Genomic DNA, 20,181 nt, shown 5'->3' with positions numbered 1-20,181 from the left:
GTCGGTTAAACACACCGACGCCGTCGCCCCCGCGTGTCGGCAGGCGGTTACAGCGACGCCGCGGCGGTCAGGCCGAGTTCGATGGCCCGCTCGACGTTGTTCCGCGCCTTCTCGGGCAGCTCCTCGGCCTCTGTCTCGCCCTTCTGGGTCCCCTCGACGAGGTTGCCGTCGACGGTGCAGATCGCGCCGGCGCGCAGCCCCTTCCGGCGGGCCAGCGAGAACAGCGCGGCAGCCTCCATCTCCACTGCGAGCAGTCCGGCGGCCTCCCAGTCGGCGACGTGTGCCTCGGTCTCGGCGTAGAACGCGTCGTCCGTCGCGACGGGGCCGACGTGGACGGCCTCGTCGTTCGCCTCGGCGGCGTCGACCAGCGCCGAGAGCACCGCGTAGTCAGGTACGGCCGGGACCGTCGCTGACTCGTAGCGTTTCGTGGTCCCCTCGTCCTTCGCGGCCCCGGTGGCGACGACCATGTCGCCGATTTCGATGCCGGACTGGAGCGCGCCGGTGGTCCCCACGCGGATGAACGTCTCGACGCCGACGGCCGCCAGCTCCTCGACGGCGATTGCGGCCGACGGCGAGCCGATGCCGGTCGAACAGATGGTCAGGTCTCGCCCCTCGTAGGTGGCGTTGACGAGCTTGTACTCGCGGTTCTGGGCGACCGTCTCGCTGTCCTCGCAGTGGCCGGCGATACGGTCGACACGGCCGGGGTCGCCCGGGACGAGCGCGATGTCGTTCAGGTCGCCCGGTTCGACGAGCAGATGGGGCTGTTTCGCCATGCCCCGTCGTTCGGGTGGACCCCCCAAAACCGCCGGGGATTCGCGCCGCCGACTACCACGCGAACAGGTCGACCAGCACGGGAACGAGCAGCGCCACCGCCACGCCGTAGATGAACGACGACAGCGCCCACTGCCGGACGATTCGGTCCCGGTCGTCCTGCAGGCGGCCGCCGGCCCGCGGCATCGCGATCCGGTCGAAAAACAGGAAGATGAACAGCACGAGCCCGGTCACGCCGACCAGGTGGGGAATCGCCGGCACGCCGTTGAGCGACACCACTGTCGGGAGGACAAGCGAGAGGACGAACACGATACCCCCGTACAGCAGGGTCGCGACCGTACCGGTGACCTGGTGGACGGCGACGGCGAGCACCTGGCTGACCTCCGTCGGGTCGGTGTCGGTCAGGCCGCCGGCGGCGACGTACGCCGGCAGGTAGCCCTCAGGCTGGACGCCCATCGGGATGTTCATCAGCGTCGCTGCGACGAACCCCGAGAGCAGACAGACCACGACCCACTGGCCCAGCGAGAGGGTGAGCATACCTACGGCGTCGGCAGGGGGGACAAAGAGCGTTTTGAACCCACCTTATTGGGGGAGAAAGAGGAACAGCACCACGTTGTTCGTCGCCGGCCCGAGGCCGACGGCGGCCACGAAGGAGACGAGCAGGCTCGCTTCGGCCGGTTCGTCCTCCAGGTACTGGTGCATCAGGACGACGACGCCGACGGCGACGACGAGTTTGACGAGGATGAACAGCCAGCCCGTCCCCAGAACGGGGGCCGTCGGGAGCGACCCCGCGAACTCCATTATCTCCCGGGGGAGCGGCGACCGTTCGCCGATGCCCAGGACGTCGGTCCCGACGGCCGTCGACACCCCGTCGAGCGCGTGCGAGAAGACGACGACCGGGGCGGCGTAACGGGTCCGGACGAAGACCGGCGTCCGCCAGAACGCGATGACGGCGACGGTGACGAGCGCGACGCCGGCGGCGACGACCACAGAGACCGTCGGCCAGATGACGCTCAGGAGGTTCGACCGGACGGCCATCACCACGGCGACGACGAACAGGACCGTCAGGACGCCGGTTCCCACGAGGCCGAGGTTCCGGGAGATGTTCTCCGCCGACCCTCGCTGCACGCCGACGAACGAGAGGACGACCCAGGTCGCGCCGACGGTGATGAACGTCGTCAGGTACACCGCCGGCGTACCGAACAGCGGCTGAAAGACGGCATCGTAGGCACTGATCGGCTCTTGGTTGAACGCGTGGAGGGCGCCGCCGATGGCCATCCACGGCATGAGTGCGACGACGGTGCCCTGGTCGATGGGCGGTTCCAGCGCCCACAGGAGCGACCCGAACAGGACCACCCCGCCGACAAGCACGAGGAGATACAGTAATGGCGGCAGTCCGAATCCCGTCGGCAGTATCATTGTCCCTCACGCGGACCCCGAGGCGGGAAAACTTTCCGGAGACCGGCGCGGCCGCCGGGACGTTTACGTGGCGGCCCGGAGTCTGACCCCCATGGACGACGTTCCAGAGCGCGTAGAGCACACCGTTCTCGGACCGACGACGACCCCCGACGACGTGCGGGTCTGTCTGGACGCGGCGATTCAGCACGGGATGCGCGCGTGCATCCCGCCGTGTTACCTGCCGCTCGCGACCGACTACGCGAACGTCCCGCTCGTGACCGTCATCGACTTCCCGCACGGCCAGGGCGGCGTCAGTACCGCCTGTCGGGCCGCCCAGCGAGCGTGGGACGACGGCGCCGACGAACTCGACATGGTCTGTAACGTCGGCCTGCTGAAAGCCGGCGAGGACGACGCGGTCCGCGACCACGTCTCCGAGGTGGTGGCGTCCGTCCCCGTCCCCGTGAAGGTCATCGTCGAGGCGCCGCTGCTCACCGACGAGGAACTCCACCGCATCGGTTCGCTGGTCGCCGAGGCCGACGCCGCCTTCCTCAAGACCGCGACGGGGTTCAGCGAGGGCGGCGCGACCGTCCACGACGTCGAGATACTGAGTCAGTACCGCCCGGTGAAAGCCAGCGGCGGCGTCGGGTCGTGGGCCGAGGCCGAGGCGATGTTCGAGGCGGGGGCCGACCGCATCGGGGCCTCCAGCGGCGACGTCATCGTCGAGGAGTGGCGCGAACAGCACGACGGCGCCGCCCCGGCGGAGACGTGAGTCAGGGCACGACCGAACCGGATGCGGTCGGTGTGGGTCCGCGTCCGCGTGCTGGTCACGCCTCGTCGCCCAGTTCGTCGGCCGCGGACACGGACTCGTCGGTCACTTCGACACACACGCCCGTCCGGTGCAGTTCGACCGAGTACTTCCCGGTGGCGGTGAGCAACTGTACGAGCGCGTCCGGGTCGACCACGTCGAGCAGCGGGGTCCGGAGTTCCGAGACCGGCCTGCTGGTCGCCTCGGCGACCGCGACGACGATCGCCTCGACGAGGTCTTCAGTTGCGTCTCCGGCTCCGCCGGACTGTCCCACCGCCTGTCGATAGCTGAGGTGCGTTGGCATTACACGTCCGTCCGAACGGGACCTGCATAGCGGTAGTGGCTATACTGAACTGGGGCCGTACACGCACGTATTATCTGTATAGCAATCCACCCGACCGCTGTCTTCTCCACCCGGGTGGGCGGTCGCCCCCGCCCCGACCGAATCCGTCGCGCTTTTGCCCGCCAAGCCCCGTTACCAGGACGAATGGCTCGCTACCACATCGAGACGTACGGGTGCACCTCCAACAGAGGTGAGACCCAGCAGATCGCGCAGGCGCTCCGCGAAGGCGGCCACCACCCCGCCGACGGGCCCGAGTCGGCGGACGTGGCCATCCTCAACACCTGCACGGTGCTCGAGAAGACGGAGCGCAACATGCTGGCGCGAGCCAAGGAACTCGACGCAGAGACGCCTGCGGACCTCGTGATAACGGGGTGTATGGCGCTCGCCCAGGGCGAGGACTTCCACGAGGCCGGTATCGACGCCGAGGTGCTCCACTGGGACGACGTGCCCCAGCACGTGCTCAACGGCGAGTGTCCGACCGTGACGCCCGACACCGAGACGGTACTGAACGGGGTGGTCGGCATCCTCCCCATCGCCCGCGGGTGCATGTCAGATTGCTCGTACTGCATCACCAAGCAGGCCACCGGCCGCATCGACTCGCCCAGCGTCGAGGCGAACGTCGAGAAGGCCCGCGCGCTGGTCCACGCCGGCGCGAAGGAACTGCGCATCACCGGCCAGGACACCGGGGTCTACGGTTGGGACACCAACCAGGGGACGAGTCTCCTCCCGGAGCTCCTCGACCGCATCTGTACCGAAATCGACGGCGAGTTCCGTGTCCGCGTCGGGATGGCCAACCCGAAGGGCCTGCACGGCGTCCGCGAAGAACTCGCGGCGGTGTTCGCCGAACACGACGAGCTGTACAACTTCATCCACGCGCCCGTGCAGTCGGGCAGCGACGACGTGCTCGCGGACATGCGCCGCCAGCACGACGTCGGCGAGTACCTGGAAGTCGTCGAGGCGTTCAACGAGGCGCTGGACTACTGGACGCTCTCGACGGACTTCATCGTCGGCTTCCCGACCGAGGAACCCGAGGACCACGAGCAGTCGATGGCACTGCTGCGCGAGACACGGCCGGAGAAAATCAACGTCACGCGCTTCTCGAAGCGGCCCGGCACCGACGCCGCCGACATGAAGGGGCTGGGCGGCCAGACGAAGAAGGACCGCTCGAAGGCGATGAGCGAGCTGAAGATGGAACTCACCGGACAGGCGTACGAGGAGATGGTGGGCCGAACGTCGTCTGTCCTCCTGGTCGAGGACGGCACCGACGAGTCCCTGGTCGGGTACGACGAGGCTTACCGGCAGGTGGTCGTCGCCGACGCCGAGACCCGCGGGCTCGAAGTCGGGGACGTGGTCGACGTCGAGGTAACGAGCCACAACACCGTCTACGCCTTCGGCGAACCGCTCGAACGGGCGCGGCTGGCGGACTGACGCGCTCAGTCCCAGTCGGCCAGTCGGTCGACCTCGTCGTCGTTCTTCCACTCGCCCAGCTCCCTCGGGTCGACGTGGACGAACACGTCGTCCACTTCTGGGAGGTCCCGCACCGCCTGGATGACGGCCGTCTCGATGTCGTGGGCTTCGTTCAGCGTCCGCTCGCCCTCCACCTCGATGTGGAGACTCACGTCGATTTCGGGGCCGACGTAGTGGGCGATGACGTCGTGGGCCCCCTCGACGTCGGGGTGGGCCAGCGCGCGGTTCAGAATCTCTCTGCGCAGTTCCTCCGGCGGTGCGCCGCCGACGAGGTAGGTGACGTTGTCCCGGACCACCTCGACGCCGGTGTAGAGGATGCCGACGGCGACGACCATGGCGGCGAGGGGGTCAGCGAGGGGGAAGCCGAGCAGCGCCCCGACGACGCCGACGAGCGCGGCGCCCGCGGTGAGGATGTCGTTGCGGTTGTCCTTGGCCGTCGCGATCAGTGCCGGGGAGCGACGCTCCTCGCCGGCCGCCAGGCAGTAGCGGTAGAGGCCGTACTTCGCGGCCGCCGAGAAGAGCAACACGCCGATGGCGGCGGGCCCGCTCGTGACGCTGACGTCCCCGGTCAACAGGGCGGTGCCGGACTGCCAGATGACGACGCCGCCGGCGAAGAAGATTCCGGCCGCCACGAACAGCGAGACGAACGGCTCGATGCGCTCGTGGCCGTGGGGGTGTTCGAAGTCGGGCGGCTGCGTCGTCAGGTAGAGGCCGGCGACGATGACCAGCGAGTAGACGGCGTCGGCCGCGCTGTTGACCGCTTCCGACTGGACGGCGAGGCTCCCCGACAGCCACCAGACGGCGCCCTTCAGCCCGACGAGCGTCAGGTTGACTGCGAGCACGAGGAGGCCGACCCGCCGGAGGGTGCTACGGCGCGACATCTACCGGAGGTAGCGAGGGGGTGCTCAAAGACCCTTTGGGGGTGACTCGACGCGGACCGCCGCGTCGGGACCGGGGGCTGTGGCCCCGTCCTGCCCGGCGAACGCCTCGTGGAGCCGGTCGTACGTGTCCTCCACGGCCTCGACGATGACCTTCGTGTCGGCGACGACGGGCATGAAGTTGGTGTCGCCCTGCCAGCGCGGGACGACGTGGGTGTGGAGGTGGTCGCCGATGGAACCGCCGGCCGCCGGGCCGCCGAGATTCAGCCCGGCGTTGAACCCGTTCGGGTCGAGCGCGCTCTCGAGCGCCGCGAACGTTCGCTGCTTTAGGTGCGCGTGGTCGAGCAGCGTCTCGCCGTCCAGGTCGCCGTACGCGCCCGTGTGCTCGTGGGGGATGACCATCGCGTGGCCCGGGTTGTACGGGTAGTTGTTCAGCAGGACGAACGCGTGGTCGCTCCGCGCGACGACGTTGTGTGCCCGGTCGGCGTCGTCGTCGCGGAACGCACAGAACACGCAGTCGACGTCGGGGTTCTTGTCGTCGCGTTCGACCCACTCGATGCGCCACGGCGCGAACACCTGGTCCATGTAGCGACAGTCCGGGCCGGCCGTCTAAACCACTTTGCCGAGCGGCAGACGACAGTATATATATCTGTCGGCAGTTCACGCCGGTGAACCGTTCTCACGGTTCGAATCGGAGCCGTGTGGCTCCGCTGGGTTCGTTACGGTTCCCGTTCAATGCGGTGTTGCGCGGCGCTGAAACGTGTTGAACGGTACAGAACCGAATGGGGTCTTTATGCGCATCTCCGTCCGATACGGAGGTACGATGGCAACTACGAAGCAAGACGTCGACCACGAAGAGGGGTGTACGGCTTGCGAGTCGGAGACGCCGCACGCGGTGAGCGTCGAGATACTGACCGAGAGTCCGGACGTCGAGTCGGAGACCGCGGCGTTCTCCCGCGAGCCCTACCGGGTCAGCACGTGTCTGGTCTGTGGGACCACGACCACGACGCGGATGAACAACGCGTGAGCGGTCCCCCGCTCACCGCGATCGCGTCGTCACTTCCACGCCGTCGTCGGTGACGATGACGGTGTGCTCCTTCTGACTGACGAACTTCCCGTCCTCCTCCTTGAGCACGGGGTAGCCGTGGACGATGTCGGCCTGCTTGAGCCGACGCAGTGCCATGTTCGCCCGCGGCGAGTCGAGCCACCGGGCGGCGAAGGGCAGGGTCTTGTACTCCTCGACGACCTGCTCTAAGACCTGCCGGGCCTGCCGGTTCCGAACGGAGCCCTGCTGTTCGAGGGCGAAAATCTCCTCGTCGGACCCTTCCTGGACCTTCCCGCGGCCGTCCGTGGCGAACGGTTCGATGGCGACGACCATCCCCGGTTCCAGGGTCGCGCCCTGCGAGACCTCTCGGTTCGGGATGTTCGGCGTCGTGTGCTGTTCCCAGTGGCCGAGGCCGTGGCCGGTGAGGTTGACGACGGGATTGAACCCGTATCCGTCGATGACCTCCTCGACGGCGGCCCCTATCTCACCGACGTCGACGCCCGGCCCGGCGACCTCCAGGGCCGCATCCAGCGCCTCGGCCGAGGCGGCAGTCAGGTCGTCCTGCCCCGAGAGGTCCACCGTCACCGCGGTGTCGGCAAGCCAGCCGTCGACGTGGACGCCGATGTCGAGGTTGACCATCTCCTCGCCGAACGTGCTGTCGTCGTCCCGTTCGGGCGTCGCGTGGGCGGCCTCCTCGTCGATGGAGATGTTGACGGGGAAGGCTGGTTCGCCCCCGAGTTCGCGAATCTTCCCCTCGGCCCACTCGGCGATTTCGAGGTGGCTGACGCCCACCTCGACGCGTTCGGCGGCCTCGTCGCGGACCTGGGCCAGAATCTCGCCGGCCTCGCGACACTTCTCGTACTGCTCGGAGTCGAAGTCCACATCGCTCATGGCTCCGGGTTAGCGGGTGTGACTGAAAGCGTTTGTCGTTGTCAGGTCGGCAGGCGTGTCCGAGTCAGGAGTCCGTAGGCCGCGAGGACGGCTATCGTGAACGCCGCGGCGACGCCACCGAACAGGACCAGCAGTTCTCGAGGTGAAAGCGCGCTCTCGGTCCGACCCGTCATCGTCGCGTAGCGTACTGCCAGCGGATCGGTGTACAGGAGGACGACGCTACAGCCGAACAGGACGACACAGCCGACATCGATTCCGGCCTGGAGCCAGGCCCCGTCACGCCGGGCGGCGTCGGTGCCGGCCACGGCGGCGACGAGGGCGAAGGCACCGGCGAGCGCGAGGTGGGCGAGGCTCATGACGCGCCGTTCGCCAGTGGGCGGACTAAGTATTCAGTCCGGCACGCTGGTGTCGCAAAACCGGTCGCTCGGTAGCCAAAACGGCACGTTGACTGTCCGATTTCAACGATTGATACTCGGAGGGAGGCGAACCCGTTCGCTTCAACAGCGTCCTGAACGGTCGCAACAGTTCCCTGAAGGCGCGCGTGGCCTGGAACGGTCACCGCGTTTTATATCGTGAAGTCGACTGGGTAGGCTCGAACGCGATATGGTACGAGACGACGAGCGAGACACGGCGAGGACGGAGAATTCGACCGCGGACGCTGCTTCCGCGAGTTCGCGGTTCCGGCCGAGCCGGCGGACAGTGCTGTCTGCCCTGGGAGCGGGCCTCGCCGGGGCAGCCGTCACCAACCCCGACATCGTCGCGGGGCTGCTCCGCGGGCTGCCAGCGCTCGACGACGAGCACGACTCGCCGCTCGCCCTCGTTCCCAAGAAGCAGATGACGCACACGGCCGCCGAGAGCGGGGCGTGGAGCGACCCGGCTGTCTGGGACGGTGACTCGCCACCCGACGAGGGGGCCTGGGTCCACGTCCCCGCCGACGTGACGGTGACGCTCGCGAGCGAGACGGCCCGACTGAAGGCCCTTAGGGTCGACGGCACACTCGCGGTCGACCCGGCGACGGACACCCACCTCACGGTCGAGACGGTCGTCACCACGCCGGGGAGCACGCTCACCATCGGGACGGCCGACGACCCCGTTCGGCCCGACGCGACGGCGACGGTCACGTTCGCCGACTTCGGCTCCATCGACGAGGACTGGGACCCAGAGCGGGTGAGCCGTGGCCTCGTCGCGATGGGTGACCTCTCGATACACGGGACCGAGAAGACCGCATGGACCGAACTCGCCTCGCATCCGACGGCCGGGGACCGAACGCTCGAACTCCCCACTCCACCGATGAACTGGGCGCCCGGCGACGAACTCGTCGTCCCCGGTGTCTCCTTCTTCGCCGACGAGGACGAGCGTGTGACCGTCACGAGCGTCGACGGGGCGACGGTCACCCTCGACCGCCCGCTGCAGTTCGACCACGTTCCCCCCAGAGAGTCGTTCGACGCCTACGTCCTCTCGGTGTCCCGGAACGTCCGACTCGCCTCCGAGAACACAGCCGTCCCGCGCCGGGGCCACGTGATGGTCCACGGCACCGAGAGTGCGGTTCGGTACGCTGCCTTCGAGGGACTGGGGCGGACCGACAAGTCCTACCCCTTCACCAACGGAAACCACGGGACGCCACCCAAAGACGTCCCGCCGAACCCGAAGGCCCGCTACGCCCTGCACTACCACAAAACGGGCATCGGCGAATCGCCTCACGTCGTCGAGGGTGCGGTGGTCGACGGCAGTCCCGGGTGGGGCGTCGTCAACCACCACAGCCACGCCGAGGTCCGCGACTCCATCACCCTCGACGTCTTCGGTTCGGGGTTCGTCGCCGAGGCGGGCAACGAGCGCGGGGTCTTCGAGCGGAACTTCGCTCTGCGCTCGGAGGGCAGCGGCGAGACAATGAAGAGTCGTGAGTTCCAGGACAACGGCGAACCGGGTCACGTCGACGACTTCGGCCACGGCGGCCACGGCTTCTGGCTCCAGGGCTCGCAGGTCGCGCTCAGGGAGAACGTCGCTGCCGGCCACCGCCACCACGGCTTCGCCTTCTGGAACCGCTCGCTGGTCGACCGCCCCCTCGAAGCCGACGAGTCCATCGGCGACCGGGCCGACGACATCGAGAACTACCCGGTCGAGTTCGTCGAGGGGGCGGACCGCCTGAAGGCGTCCGACGAGGTCGTCGACGGGCTGGCGCCCGCGAGCCACCTGCCGCTGGTCGCCTTCGAGGACAACACGGCCTTCGCCTCCGGCGGCGGCCTCGCGCTCACCCGCCACCAGTTCCGGTGGGAACACGAGCGGTACGCCGACTACGGGACCGTCGACGGCTTCACCGCCTACGAGCTCGGCCCGCTCAAGGACGACGACGGGGACCTCGTCGGACCGGCGTGGGACGACGACCACGGCGGCAACCAGGGCATCCTCTTCCGGTACAGTCGCAACGTTCGGATCCGAGACGCCCACCTCGTCGGGCGCGGCCCCGGCAGCGGTATCAACCGGAACGAACCGTACACCCGCAAGGTCGTCGTCGAGGACTCCACCATCGAGGGCTGGGAGGTCGGCGTCCGCGCGTCCGAGGAACTGACGATACTCCGGCGGAATCGCTTCGACAACCAGGTCGACCTCAACGTCGGGAAGGAGGGTGTCCCCGAACTGCTGGTCCACGACAACGAGTTCGGCCCCAAGCGGACCGCGAACGTGCGCTTCGAGAACGTCGAGCGGGACCACGTTCGCCTCCAGGACTTCCTCTGGCACGACTGGGACGACGGCATCCTGCTGGACGGTCGCCCGGCGTACTACGGCCAGCAGGCGCCCGAACACGTCCCGATACCGAACTCGCAGGCCCTCCAGAAGCTGGCGAACCCCGGCGACAGCGAGTGGAACGAGGTCGCGAACCGGCTCGGCGCCGACCCCACCGTGCTGGTGGGCAAGACGAACCGTGAGCTCGAATCGGAGTTCGGCGTCGCGGCCTACGGCGAGTCGTTCCCGGACGACGCGCGCCGGGCCCACCTCGTCAACGGCGGCCGCGTCGCGCCGGATTCCCCGGGTCGACCGCAATCCGTCTGGCTCGACGCCGCAGCGGGGTCGCTCGGCGACCTCTTTCGGGTAGGTTCTGACCCCAGCGCCGGCAACGAGCGGTACATCTCGGTTCGCGGGGCCGAGAGCCGGAGCGACCCGCCGACCGGGAGCGGCGTCGCGTCGTACACCGTCGACGTGGAACCGGGCTCCTACGCGGTCTTCGGCCGCGTCTGGGCGATGGACGGCAACTCCTTCTGGCTCCGCGTCGACGGCGGCGACTGGTTCGAGTGGAACGGCCTGCGCTCGTATCGCGGCTGGGAGTGGCACGCCGTCGAGCGCGCGGCGAAGGACGACCACCGGCCGCGACGGTTCGACCTTACGGCCGGGGAGCATACGCTCGACGTGGGCTACCGCGAGAACCGTGTCCGCCTCGACTCGCTACTGGTTGCGGCCGATGGGACGACGCCGCTGGGGCCGGGCCTGGCACCGGCGCCCGAGAACTGACAGCGTCGCACGTCGCTTCAGTCAGACGCCCGCGCAGTTTGCATGGCCTCGGTGTTGTACTCGGTACCGACGTGCCCGGACGTGTCCACGGCGACGACGCCGGCCTTGCCCCCGGTCGCCGACTCGAACGCGGCAAGCGTCTCCTTGGCGGCCTGTCGCGGGCCGAGCGTCCCGAGACGGTCGACGACGCGCCGGGCCAGCCCGAACCGTGCGATGGCCTCGCCCTCGCCGGTCACGCTCGCCCCGCCCCGTTCGTCGGCGTAGAACCCGGCGCCCAGCTGAGGCACGTCGCCGACTCGTCCCGCGAGTGCGAACCACCGGCCTCCCGTCGAAGTGGCCACGGCGAGTGACTCGCCGTCGGTCGCCACTGCCCCCACGGTGTCGGTCCCCTCGAAATGGTCGCGCACCCACGCGAGGTGGTCGCGGCGGTCGTTGCCGGGCGGGTCGGCGGCCGCCCAGCGCTCGCGCGTCTGCTCGGTCAGGAGGGTCTCGTCGGCGTCGATGCCGGACGCCCTGGCGAGTTCGACCGCTGGAGCCCCCGCAAGCAGCAGGTGTGGTGTCTCTCGGGCGACGACGCGAGCCACGTCGGCAGCCTGCGCCACACCGGACATCGCGCAGGCGGCCCCGGCGACGCCCGCTGCGGTCATCACTCCGGCATCCGTCCGGACCGCTCCGTCGCTCTGAACGGCCCCGCCGACGCCCGCGTTGAACCGCGGGTCACGCTCTAACGGCCGAACGGCGTCACAGACCGCGTCGAGCGGGTCGGTGGCGACACTCGCGTCGGCAGCAGCTTCGGTGAGCGCCTTCTGTCGGGCGACGGGGGCCTCGGGCGCACTCCCGGCCCCGCCGTGGACGACGACGTGCATACCGACAGGTTCGGCCGCCGAGGACAAAACGTCTCGCCGGTACGTGTCCCTCTCGATACGACGGTTCACGGGGCCGGAGTCGGGACACGGCTTTCCTGTCGAACCGCTGCCGTATGCGGCTCGTTATCGCATCAGAAGCAAAACGGCAATCCTTTACCGAAGACCATCAATGACCGCGACATGGGCTACGATTACGAGAAAGTCGAGGTCCCCGAAGCGGGACAGAAAATCGAGGTCACAGACGACAACACGCTGGAAGTCCCCGAGAATCCGATCGTCCCGATCATCCACGGTGACGGTATCGGGCAGGACGTCGGTCCGGCCGCACAGAAGGTCCTGGAGGCCGGCGCGAAGGCCACCGGTCGCGACATCGCCTGGATGCGCGTCTACGCCGGCGGCTCCGCCCGCGACATGTACGACGAGAACCTGCCCGACGACACCGTCGAGGCGCTCAAGGAGTTCAACGTCTCCATCAAGGGCCCGCTGACGACCCCCGTCGGCGCTGGCTTCCGCTCGCTGAACGTCGCGCTCCGCCAGCGACTCGACCTCTACGCCAACGTCCGACCGACCTACCACATCGAGGGCGTCCCGTCGCCCGTCAAGGACCCCGGGAAGATGGACATGGTCACGTTCCGGGAGAACACCGAAGACGTCTACGCCGGTATCGAGTGGGAGGGCGGCACCGAGGACTCCGAAAAGGTCCGTGACTTCATCGAGCAGGACATGGGCTTCGACGGCAAGATTCACCACGGCCCGGTCGGCATCGGCGTCAAGCCCGTCTCCGAGTTCGGGTCCAAGCGGCTCATCCGCGAGGCCATCGACTACGCCCTGGAGAACGACCGCGACAAGGTGACGCTGGTCCACAAGGGTAACATCATGAAGTTCACCGAGGGCGCGTTCCGCGACTGGGGCTACGAGGTCGCCGACGAGGAGTACGGCGAGCACGTCATCACCGAGGACCAGCTCTGGGACGAGTACGACGGCGAGGCCCCAGAGGACACGCTCGTGGTCAACGACCGCATCGCCGACAACATGCTCCAGCAGATCCTGACCCGGACTGACGAGTACGAGGTCATCGCGACGATGAACCTCAACGGGGACTACATCTCCGACGCCGCAGGTGCCCAGATCGGCGGCCTCGGCATCGCGCCCGGCGCGAACTTCGGCCAGGCACGCTGTCTCGCAGAGCCGGTCCACGGCTCGGCTCCGAAGTACGCCGGCGAGGACAAGGTCAACCCGACCGCGATGATGCTCTCCGGCTGTCTCATGCTCGAGTACATGGGCTGGAAGGACGCCGGACAGCTCGTCCGTGACGCCGTCGAGGAGACTATCTCCAACGGCTTCGTCACCTACGACCTCGAGCGACAGATCGACGGCGGCACGAAAGCTCGCCACCAGCGAGTTCGCCGACAAGGTCGTCGAGAATATTGAGAAGCTCGCATAGCGAGCTTCTGACTCTGGCGGCGTAGCCGCCAGAACATCGAGAAGCTGGCGTAAGCCACGCTCGTCCGCTCACGGTGCCACCGGGACACTCGCGTCGACGGCTCTTCGAGCTCCCGAGCGACCGACCCGGCGATTCGAGATAACGGACACCGATTTTTCACGGACGCACCACACGAGCAACGACAGCGACCGCTCAGTGTGTGCAAGTCCACAGGACTCCGCTCACCCTACGAGGGCCGGTTGGCTCGACCCGGTACGGGTCAGGCGTCACCGGCGTGCGTCGGTCCGTCCTGACCCAGGCTGTCCTCGAGTCCGGCCGTCCCGTTCACCCACGCGGGCCGTTCGACCGACGTGGTCCCGATGTCTGTGACACGCGTCACGCGCTCGACGCTGACCGGGCGGCCGTTCTGAAGCACCGAGTACTGGATGCGCGCGGCCACGATTACCCCGTCGTGCCGGACGCGCATCTGGAGTCTGATATCGCTGGGATTGCCGAGGACGAGTGGGACGACGAGGTAGCCCTGGTCGCTGAACCCGCGCCCGGCGAGCAGGACGCCACCGTCGTCCGTCCGCCGCGTCGGCGCGACGTTCACCCCCGCGAGGAACCCCTGCAGGTGGCGACGGTCCGTCAGGTCAGTGACCGGGACGCGACGCTCGCTCACCTCCTGTCGGACTCGTTGCTTGCCATCCCGTTCCTGGTTCCAGTAGCGCGTGGTGACGTGCGTGCCGTTGCTCCAGAACGACACCGTCGCCCGCTCCTGGCCGCTCCGGAACGTGTTCGACTCCTGGTAGCGCTGTCCCTGGTACACCTCGGCATCGGCCGCGACGGTCCGCGTCTCGTTGGTCAGCTGTAACAGCGCCCCGTTGCGAGCCCGGACCTCCTGGCCCGTCGTCAGCGTGTAGCTCCTCGCCTCGAGCGAGCGGACGTGCGCGCTGGCGACCTCGGACGCGATGACCCCGTCGCTGGTGACGCCCGGCGGGTACCCCTGCCCGTCGGTCGGCACCGGTGCGGGTGTCACTACCGGGGATTCGTCCGAGGAGACGGCTCCGCCACAGCCGGCGAGAAGGACGGTGAAGGCGACGACGAGGACGAACCGACCCATTGGTCGTCTCAGGGGTGCCAGTCACAAACGGCTTTCGCGGCGTCGGGACGGTGATTGTCTACGCCGCAGAGCGGCTGCCCCCCGACACCGTATCCTCTCGAACCGGCTCACCCGTATCCCGTGTATCGCTCCGAGCTGTTCCGTATCCACGCCGGTCGGTCGACGCTCGACGCCCCGATGTCCGTCACTCGCATCGCCCGCTCGACGCGCACCCGTTCGTCGCTGTAGGTCGCGTCGTAGGTGACACGGGCCGCCAGCACGATACCGTCGTGCCGGACGCGCATCCGGAGGCTCAGGTTCCGCGGGTCGGTGACGATGAGCGGGACGATGAGCCGGTCCTGGTCGCGAATCCCGTTGCCGGCGAGGACGACACCACCGCCGGGCGGTCGGCGAATCGGGCTGACGTCGGTCCCAGCGAGGTACCCCTCGATGTGGTTCCGGTCCGTCAGATCCGTGACCGGTGTCTCGTTCCGGGCGGCCCATCGCCGGACCTCCGGGTCCCTGTACGGACTGTCGGTCGAGTACCGCGCGAAGACGACCGACCGGTTGCTCCAGAACTCGATATTCGAGGCCTGCTGTCCGACAAACAGGTTCGTCTCCAGGTCGTACCGGCCGCGGTACGTGTCGGCGTTCCGTGACACCGTCCGGGTCTGGTTACTGCGCAGGATAGGCTCTCCGTCGAGCGTCCGGACCGTCTGTCGCGTCGTCAGCGTGTAGTTCGTCGTCCGGAGCGCCCGGACGTGTGTCTCGGTCAGTGTCGACGGGGCGACGCGGTCGCTGCTGACGCCCGGCGGATACTGGAACACCTCGGTCGGCACTGGTGCGGGGGTGACCGGCTCGGGTTCGTCCGACGAGACGACACCGCCACAGCCGGCCAGGCACACCAGTAGCGCGGCGAGTAGTGTGGCCCGGCGCATCGTCCGTATTGAGGCTGCCAGCGTCAAACCATTTTCGCGGATACCGGCGTGTCGCCGCCGAGCGACGGACTACTCCGAGCGCCAGTCGGGGGCCGCCCGCGGCGGGCTGAACACGTCGATGCCGGTCACCGGCTCGTCGGTCCGGTTCTCCGCGCTGTGTGGTTCCCCGCCCGGGACGACGTAGGAGTCTCCCGGGCCGATGACGTACTCCTCGCCGTCGACGAGGAAGGTGAAGGTGCCGCGAGCGACGAAGCCGACCTGTTCGTGCTCGTGGCTGTGTTCCGGGACGACGGCACCCGATTCGATGTGGAAGTGCTGGACGCTCATCCGCTCGCCGACGGCTAGCTGCGTCAGGTGGACGCCGTCGACGACTTCGACTGTCTCGTTTGCCGCCTGCGGGACCTCTTCCATGCCCGCTCCGACACCGCCGGCGCACCTAAGCGTTGGGTCGGTGGATTCACTACGCTTGCGCCCCGAGCCACGGCCATGTACGCGGTGGTCGGCTGTAGCGAGTGCAGCGCCCTCTGGGTCACGGAGGGGCGGCCGGAGACGACACAGTGTCCCCGGTGCGGGACGCGCAAGCAGCACGAGAAGCGCCGGAAGTTCGTCGAGACCGACGACGAGGCCCACGCCCGAGAGGTCCGTGCCTCGATGCTGGCCAACCGCCAGGGCCAGGGCGACGCGTTCGCTGAACTCGACTCCTACGCCGAGCTGGACCGCCAGGTCGAGGACTCGGGTATCGACGACGAGACGTACCTCGAGGGGTCCGGCATCGACAGCGGAGCCGTCGCGGAAGCCGGCGAACGCGCCGAACAGGGGTCCCGAAGCGGCTCCAGTCGCAAGGAGACCGTCCGCACGGCACTGCGAGAACTCGACGAGCCGACCGAAGACGACGTGGTCGCGTACGCCAGCGAGCGGGACGTGCCGGCGTCCTTTACCCGCAAGGCGCTGACGAAACTCGTCCGGGCCGGTGAGGTCTCCGAATCGCGGGGGACCTACCGCCTGGTATGACCCGCTCGCTCGACGTCGAACTCGGGCCCGCCGCCGTCGGCGTGCTCGTCGGACTCGCCGGGCTCCTGTACCTGCTCACGCCCGTCGTCCGGCCGAACCCCATCCCCGTCGGCAGCGTGGCGGTGAGTACGGTCGTCCTCTCGGCGGCGGTGCTCACCGTCGGCTTCACGCTCGGAGCCGTCGTCTTCGCCCGCCGGGGTCACCGGCTGTTCGCGCTGGCCCACGCCGTCTTCGCGGTGGCGTGGGCGCTGCTGGTGGTTGGACCGCTGGTCGGCAGCAGCGGCGTCCTGCTCGCCGGCGTCGTCGTGCTCGTCGCCGGCGTCGGGTTCCTCATGAGTCAGTCGCGCTGACGCTCGGCGAGACCCCGGCGCGGGGCCGGTCAGACCACGCCGAGCGTCGTCGCGAGGCCGACCAGCGCCGCGAGGGTCGTCACCAGCAACTTCAGGAGGTGGAGGAACCGATGGACGCGCGATACGGCCGTCTCGGCATCGGGGAGCGGCAGGGACATGGTGGGTGGTGCGCCCGCGGGGTCGGCCCGTCGGACGCACGACAACGTACCGGGCGGGGACCGATAAATCGGAGCCAGCCCCGGGCCGGAACTGAAAGTGATTCCGCGGTCCCTAGCGGCCCAGTTCCGCGTGCGCCGACGAGAGATGGCGGGAGGACAACGCCGCGAGCAGGGAGAGTTCCCCGGCCAGCACACCGGCGGCGATGACCTCCGCGACGGCGTCGGCGTTACTCCCTGGCGGGTCGCCGCCGCCGGCGTACCCCAGCACGTCCAGCGCCTCGGACTGGGTGGGCAGTCCAGTGCCGCCGCCGACCGTCCCCACTTCGAGCGAGGCGAGTGTGACAGAAGCGTACAGTCCCTCCTCGCGGGCGTCGACAGTGGTGATGGTGTTGCTCCCCTCGACGACCTGGGCGGCGTCCTGGCCGAGCGCGAGGAACGCGGCGGCGACGACGTTTGCGGCGTGGGCGTTGAAGCCGAGCGCGCCGGCCTTCGCGGACCCCACCAGGTTCTTTCTGGTGTTGGCCTCGGCGATGGCTGCGGTCGTCGTATCGAGGCGCTCCTCGACCTGCTCGTGAGGGATGAGGACGTCCGCAGCGACGGTCCGACCGCGACCCTCGACGGCGTTGATGGCGGCGGGTTTCTTGTCCGAACAGAGGTTGCCCGAGAGCGCGACCAGTGAGGCCGGAGTCTCCGCCTCGACGACGTCACAGGCCGCCTCGGTGGCGATGGTGGCCATGTTCATCCCCATCGCGTCCTTCGTGTCGTAGGAGAACCGGAGGAAGACGTTGTCGCCGACGACGTAGGGCGTCACGTCCTGGAGTTCGCCGTGGTTCGTCGTCGACTCGGCGGCCTCGGCCAGGTCGTCGACGTGTTCGCGGACCCACGCCGACACCTCGCCCGCCGCGGCGACGTCCTCGACTCTGAAGACCGGGGCGCGGGTCATCCCCGATTTGAGGACGCGAGCGGTCGCGCCGCCGGCGTTCCGGATGGTCGAGACGCCGCGGTTGACCGAGGCGACCAGCGCCCCCTCGGTGGTCGCCAGCGGGAGGTGGTGGTCGCCCGACGCCGCACCGCCGTCGACGGGCAGGGGGCCGACGACGCCCATCGGAATCTGGGCGGCGCCGACCATGTTCTCGATGTTCGGTTCGGCGTCGGCGGCGTCGAAGGCGTACTCGCCGACCGTCGAGAGGTCCGCGCCGGTCTCCTCGGCAAGCAGGTGTCGGCGGGCGGCCGCAGCCGTCTCGGCGTCGGCGTGGTCCTCCAGTTCGTACAGTCGCAGGTCGCCCTCGCGGACCCGCTCGGCGAGCGCGACGGCGTCGGAATCGGTCATACAGGCCGGTAGCGGGGGAGGCCCCTAACAGTTGCTCTCTCGACTGCCTCGGCTCAGAACGGCAGCTGCGAGCGCAGGAAATGCAGCCCGGTCTTCACACGGTCCGGGTTCCGGATTCGCGCCATCTCCTCGTCGGTCAGCTCGAAATCGAAGACCGCGAGGTTCTCTTCGAGGTGCGCGCGACTCGACGCCTTCGGAACGGTGACCACGCCCTCCTGCTGGACCAGCCACCGCAGGGCGACCTGTGCCGGGGACTTGCCGTAGCGGTTCCCCACCGTGACGAGCACCGGGTCGTCGAGGACGCCGCCGCGGGCCAGCGGACTGTAGGCCGTCAGCAGCACGTCGTGGATCTGACAGTAAGTCAGGAGTTTTCGCTGGTCCCAGTAAGGGTGGTACTGCACCTGGTCGGTGAGGATGGGCGCCACCGACGTCTCGCGGGCCCGCCCGAGCATCCCCGTCGGAAAGTTGCTGACGCCGATGTGTCGGACGACCCCCTCGTCGACGAGGTCGTTCATCGCGTCCAGCGTCTCGTCCAGCGAGGCCAGGAACGGGATGTTCGGCTGGTGGATGAGCAGCAGGTCGAGGTAGTCAGTCCCCAGTTTCTCGAGGCTCTCGCGGGCCGACCGGCGGACGCGCTCCGCGGTGCGGTTCCGGACGTCGAGTTTCGTCACCAGGAAGATGTCGTCGCGGTCTACGTCGGCGTCCTCGATACCCGCGCCGACCTGTCGCTCGTTGCCGTACGCCTGTGCGGTGTCGACGTGTCGGTACCCTAGCTCGAGGGCGGTCGAGACGGTCTCGCGACACGCCTGCCCGGTCAGCTGCCAGGTCCCCAGGCCGAGCGCGGGGATCTCGGCCCCCTGGGCGTGAATGGTCTCCATGGGCACAGGATGGACGCGACGGACAAAACGGCAGTGGTGCGGCCAGAACGGGCTACTCTTGTTCTCTAGATGGGCGACCAGTTCGCCGGCCTCTGGCGCGACGATCTCTTCAACGCCCAGCGCGGCGGCCTCAGGGTCGCCGGGCAGACAGAACACCGGCGTCGACTTCGCGACGCCGGCGGTCGTTCGGACCGCGACGATGCCGGTCCCGATGTGGTCGAACAGGAGCGTGCGGAACGCCTCACCGAAGCCCGGCAACGCCTTCTCCAGCAGGGGATGGACCGCCTCGATGGCAATCTCGTTGCCCCTGATGCCGGTGCCCCCCCGCCGTGACGACGACGTCGACGTCTTCACGGCCGACCAGGGCGTCGACGGACTGCTGGACGCCGTCGAAGTTGCCCCGCAGGCGCTCGCGGGTGACGACCGTGTGGCCGGCCCGCTGGAGCGCTGCGACCATCTGCTCGCTCGTAGGGTCGTCGCCATCACCTTCGATACCGATGGTGACGACCGCCGCAGCGACGCTCGGAGACTGCGCCGCCGGCGCGTCCTGTTTCGGTGCGGCCGCCTTGCTCCCAACCGGCCCAGCCTCTGTTTGCTGTGTCGTATTCGACTGTGCATCCTGCTCGTCTGTTCGCTCGCCCGACTCGGCCTCGCTCTCGGACTCCGACGCGAGCGGGTCGGCGGCCTGTTCGGCGGCCGTCGCGTCTCCCTGTGATTCGTCGGCAGTCGTCTCTGGCGGTTCCGTCGCGGCCTCGTCGTCGTCCGCCGAGTCACCGTCGACTGGTTCGGCCGATTCGTCTTCGGTGGGTGTCTCGTCCTCGCTCTCGGCTACCGATTCCTCGGCCACGGTTTCCTCGTCGTCTTCGTCATCGTCGTCGCCACCGCCGAGCCCCCGGCGCGTGTCGCGAGACTGGAAATCGACCATGTCGATGCAAGGACAGGGCGGGGTAAATATGTCTGGATGGTGGGACTGACCGAGTCTGCGCCACTGGCAGGCCTCTGTGCGGTCCACCAGTCACGGTG

The 20,181-nt window shown here is 68.6% G+C and carries 22 protein-coding genes and 2 pseudogenes; 7 read left to right on the top strand and 17 right to left on the bottom strand.

The annotated features are described in order from the left end of the window. Nucleotides 1-47: 47 nt before the first annotated feature. Genes P1L41_RS00380 through P1L41_RS00370 form a run of 3 tightly spaced genes read right to left on the bottom strand, consistent with a single transcriptional unit; the run spans nt 48 to nt 2,190 of the window. Nucleotides 48-773, bottom strand: coding sequence for a nucleoside phosphorylase (locus tag P1L41_RS00380; RefSeq protein ID WP_276296903.1), 726 nt, complete (start codon nt 771-773; stop codon nt 48-50). A gap of 52 nt (nt 774-825) precedes the next feature. Beyond that, nucleotides 826-1,308 (bottom strand): hypothetical protein, encoded by a 483-nt coding sequence (locus P1L41_RS00375; RefSeq protein WP_276296902.1) that lies wholly within the window; start codon nt 1,306-1,308, stop codon nt 826-828. Nucleotides 1,309-1,353: 45 nt separating this feature from the next. Continuing rightward, on the bottom strand, nt 1,354-2,190 hold the full coding sequence (locus P1L41_RS00370) for a DUF63 family protein (RefSeq protein ID WP_276296901.1): 837 nt from the start codon (nt 2,188-2,190) through the stop codon (nt 1,354-1,356). Between the two features lie 91 nt (nt 2,191-2,281). Between P1L41_RS00370 and deoC the strand changes: the two genes are divergently transcribed. Continuing rightward, nucleotides 2,282-2,938, top strand: a complete 657-nt coding sequence (gene deoC, locus P1L41_RS00365) for a deoxyribose-phosphate aldolase (RefSeq protein ID WP_276296900.1) — start codon at nt 2,282-2,284, stop codon at nt 2,936-2,938. A gap of 55 nt (nt 2,939-2,993) precedes the next feature. On the opposite strand, the gene P1L41_RS00360 is transcribed toward deoC, so the two are convergent. Then, nucleotides 2,994-3,278, bottom strand: a complete 285-nt coding sequence (locus P1L41_RS00360; protein WP_276296899.1) for a HalOD1 output domain-containing protein — start codon at nt 3,276-3,278, stop codon at nt 2,994-2,996. A gap of 183 nt (nt 3,279-3,461) precedes the next feature. Here P1L41_RS00360 and P1L41_RS00355 point away from each other — a divergent pair, with 183 nt between their 5' ends. Continuing rightward, a complete protein-coding gene (locus tag P1L41_RS00355) occupies nt 3,462-4,745 on the top strand; it encodes a tRNA (N(6)-L-threonylcarbamoyladenosine(37)-C(2))-methylthiotransferase (protein WP_276296898.1) in 1,284 nt (427 codons plus the stop codon). Nucleotides 4,746-4,750: 5 nt separating this feature from the next. On the opposite strand, the gene P1L41_RS00350 is transcribed toward P1L41_RS00355, so the two are convergent. After that, a complete protein-coding gene (locus P1L41_RS00350; RefSeq protein ID WP_276296897.1) occupies nt 4,751-5,665 on the bottom strand; it encodes a cation diffusion facilitator family transporter in 915 nt (304 codons plus the stop codon). A gap of 24 nt (nt 5,666-5,689) precedes the next feature. Next, nucleotides 5,690-6,247 (bottom strand): HIT family protein, encoded by a 558-nt coding sequence (locus P1L41_RS00345; RefSeq protein ID WP_276296896.1) that lies wholly within the window; start codon nt 6,245-6,247, stop codon nt 5,690-5,692. Between the two features lie 238 nt (nt 6,248-6,485). Between P1L41_RS00345 and P1L41_RS00340 the strand changes: the two genes are divergently transcribed. Then, nucleotides 6,486-6,689, top strand: a complete 204-nt coding sequence (locus P1L41_RS00340; RefSeq protein ID WP_276296895.1) for a DUF7835 family putative zinc beta-ribbon protein — start codon at nt 6,486-6,488, stop codon at nt 6,687-6,689. A gap of 12 nt (nt 6,690-6,701) precedes the next feature. On the opposite strand, the gene map is transcribed toward P1L41_RS00340, so the two are convergent. Both map and P1L41_RS00330 read right to left on the bottom strand, forming a co-directional pair. After that, nucleotides 6,702-7,598 (bottom strand): type II methionyl aminopeptidase, encoded by an 897-nt coding sequence (gene map, locus P1L41_RS00335; protein WP_276296894.1) that lies wholly within the window; start codon nt 7,596-7,598, stop codon nt 6,702-6,704. A gap of 41 nt (nt 7,599-7,639) precedes the next feature. Next, nucleotides 7,640-7,954: a hypothetical protein gene (locus P1L41_RS00330; RefSeq protein WP_276296893.1), complete on the bottom strand. Its 315-nt coding sequence runs from the start codon at nt 7,952-7,954 to the stop codon at nt 7,640-7,642. Nucleotides 7,955-8,201: 247 nt separating this feature from the next. On the opposite strand from P1L41_RS00330, the gene P1L41_RS00325 reads away from it, so the two are divergent. Beyond that, complete coding sequence (locus P1L41_RS00325) at nt 8,202-11,102, top strand: G8 domain-containing protein (protein ID WP_276296892.1); 2,901 nt, start codon at nt 8,202-8,204, stop codon at nt 11,100-11,102. Between the two features lie 17 nt (nt 11,103-11,119). Here P1L41_RS00325 and P1L41_RS00320 read toward each other — a convergent pair whose 3' ends face one another. After that, nucleotides 11,120-11,968: an isoaspartyl peptidase/L-asparaginase gene (locus tag P1L41_RS00320; RefSeq protein WP_276296891.1), complete on the bottom strand. Its 849-nt coding sequence runs from the start codon at nt 11,966-11,968 to the stop codon at nt 11,120-11,122. Between the two features lie 180 nt (nt 11,969-12,148). On the opposite strand from P1L41_RS00320, the pseudogene icd reads away from it, so the two are divergent. Beyond that, nucleotides 12,149-13,412, top strand: a pseudogene (gene icd, locus P1L41_RS00315) (isocitrate dehydrogenase (NADP(+))). A 259-nt stretch (nt 13,413-13,671) separates the two neighbouring features. Here icd and P1L41_RS00310 read toward each other — a convergent pair. The 3 genes from P1L41_RS00310 to P1L41_RS00300 all read right to left on the bottom strand — a co-directional run bounded on the left by P1L41_RS00310 (nt 13,672) and on the right by P1L41_RS00300 (nt 15,842). After that, the gene (locus P1L41_RS00310; protein ID WP_276296890.1) at nt 13,672-14,514 is read right to left on the bottom strand and encodes a hypothetical protein; all 843 of its coding nucleotides are present in this window, start codon (nt 14,512-14,514) and stop codon (nt 13,672-13,674) included. Between the two features lie 107 nt (nt 14,515-14,621). Next, nucleotides 14,622-15,431 carry a hypothetical protein gene (locus tag P1L41_RS00305; protein WP_276296889.1) on the bottom strand — a complete coding sequence of 270 codons (810 nt, stop codon included), beginning with the start codon at nt 15,429-15,431 and terminating at the stop codon, nt 14,622-14,624. A 69-nt stretch (nt 15,432-15,500) separates the two neighbouring features. Then, nucleotides 15,501-15,842: a cupin domain-containing protein gene (locus P1L41_RS00300; RefSeq protein WP_276296888.1), complete on the bottom strand. Its 342-nt coding sequence runs from the start codon at nt 15,840-15,842 to the stop codon at nt 15,501-15,503. Between the two features lie 75 nt (nt 15,843-15,917). Between P1L41_RS00300 and P1L41_RS00295 the strand changes: the two genes are divergently transcribed. Both P1L41_RS00295 and P1L41_RS00290 read left to right on the top strand, forming a co-directional pair. After that, nucleotides 15,918-16,442: a DUF5817 domain-containing protein gene (locus P1L41_RS00295; protein WP_276296887.1), complete on the top strand. Its 525-nt coding sequence runs from the start codon at nt 15,918-15,920 to the stop codon at nt 16,440-16,442. Continuing rightward, nucleotides 16,439-16,792 carry a hypothetical protein gene (locus P1L41_RS00290; protein ID WP_276296886.1) on the top strand — a complete coding sequence of 118 codons (354 nt, stop codon included), beginning with the start codon at nt 16,439-16,441 and terminating at the stop codon, nt 16,790-16,792. Before P1L41_RS00295 ends, P1L41_RS00290 begins: the two co-directional genes overlap by 4 nt. Nucleotides 16,793-16,821: 29 nt before the next feature. Here P1L41_RS00290 and P1L41_RS00285 read toward each other — a convergent pair whose 3' ends face one another. The 5 genes and pseudogenes from P1L41_RS00285 to P1L41_RS00265 all read right to left on the bottom strand — a co-directional run bounded on the left by P1L41_RS00285 (nt 16,822) and on the right by P1L41_RS00265 (nt 20,083). Continuing rightward, entirely contained in the window at nt 16,822-16,950 is a 129-nt protein-coding gene (locus P1L41_RS00285) for a hypothetical protein (RefSeq protein ID WP_276296885.1), read from the bottom strand. A gap of 112 nt (nt 16,951-17,062) precedes the next feature. Then, nucleotides 17,063-18,280 (bottom strand): hydroxymethylglutaryl-CoA reductase (NADPH), encoded by a 1,218-nt coding sequence (gene hmgA / locus P1L41_RS00280; RefSeq protein ID WP_276296884.1) that lies wholly within the window; start codon nt 18,278-18,280, stop codon nt 17,063-17,065. Nucleotides 18,281-18,333: 53 nt separating this feature from the next. Beyond that, complete coding sequence (locus P1L41_RS00275) at nt 18,334-19,158, bottom strand: aldo/keto reductase (protein WP_276298480.1); 825 nt, start codon at nt 19,156-19,158, stop codon at nt 18,334-18,336. Between the two features lie 150 nt (nt 19,159-19,308). Further along, nucleotides 19,309-19,428, bottom strand: a pseudogene (locus P1L41_RS00270) (molybdopterin-binding protein); the annotation flags it as partial. Then, nucleotides 19,400-20,083, bottom strand: a complete 684-nt coding sequence (locus P1L41_RS00265; RefSeq protein WP_276296883.1) for a hypothetical protein — start codon at nt 20,081-20,083, stop codon at nt 19,400-19,402. The pseudogene P1L41_RS00270 and the gene P1L41_RS00265, both read right to left, overlap by 29 nt. Nucleotides 20,084-20,181 lie beyond the last annotated feature (98 nt).

The organism is Haloarcula ordinaria, from assembly GCF_029338275.1.
GTDB classification, from domain to species: Archaea; Halobacteriota; Halobacteria; order Halobacteriales; family Haloarculaceae; genus Haloarcula; species Haloarcula ordinaria.
This window is presented reverse-complemented; position numbering and strand designations above follow the sequence as displayed.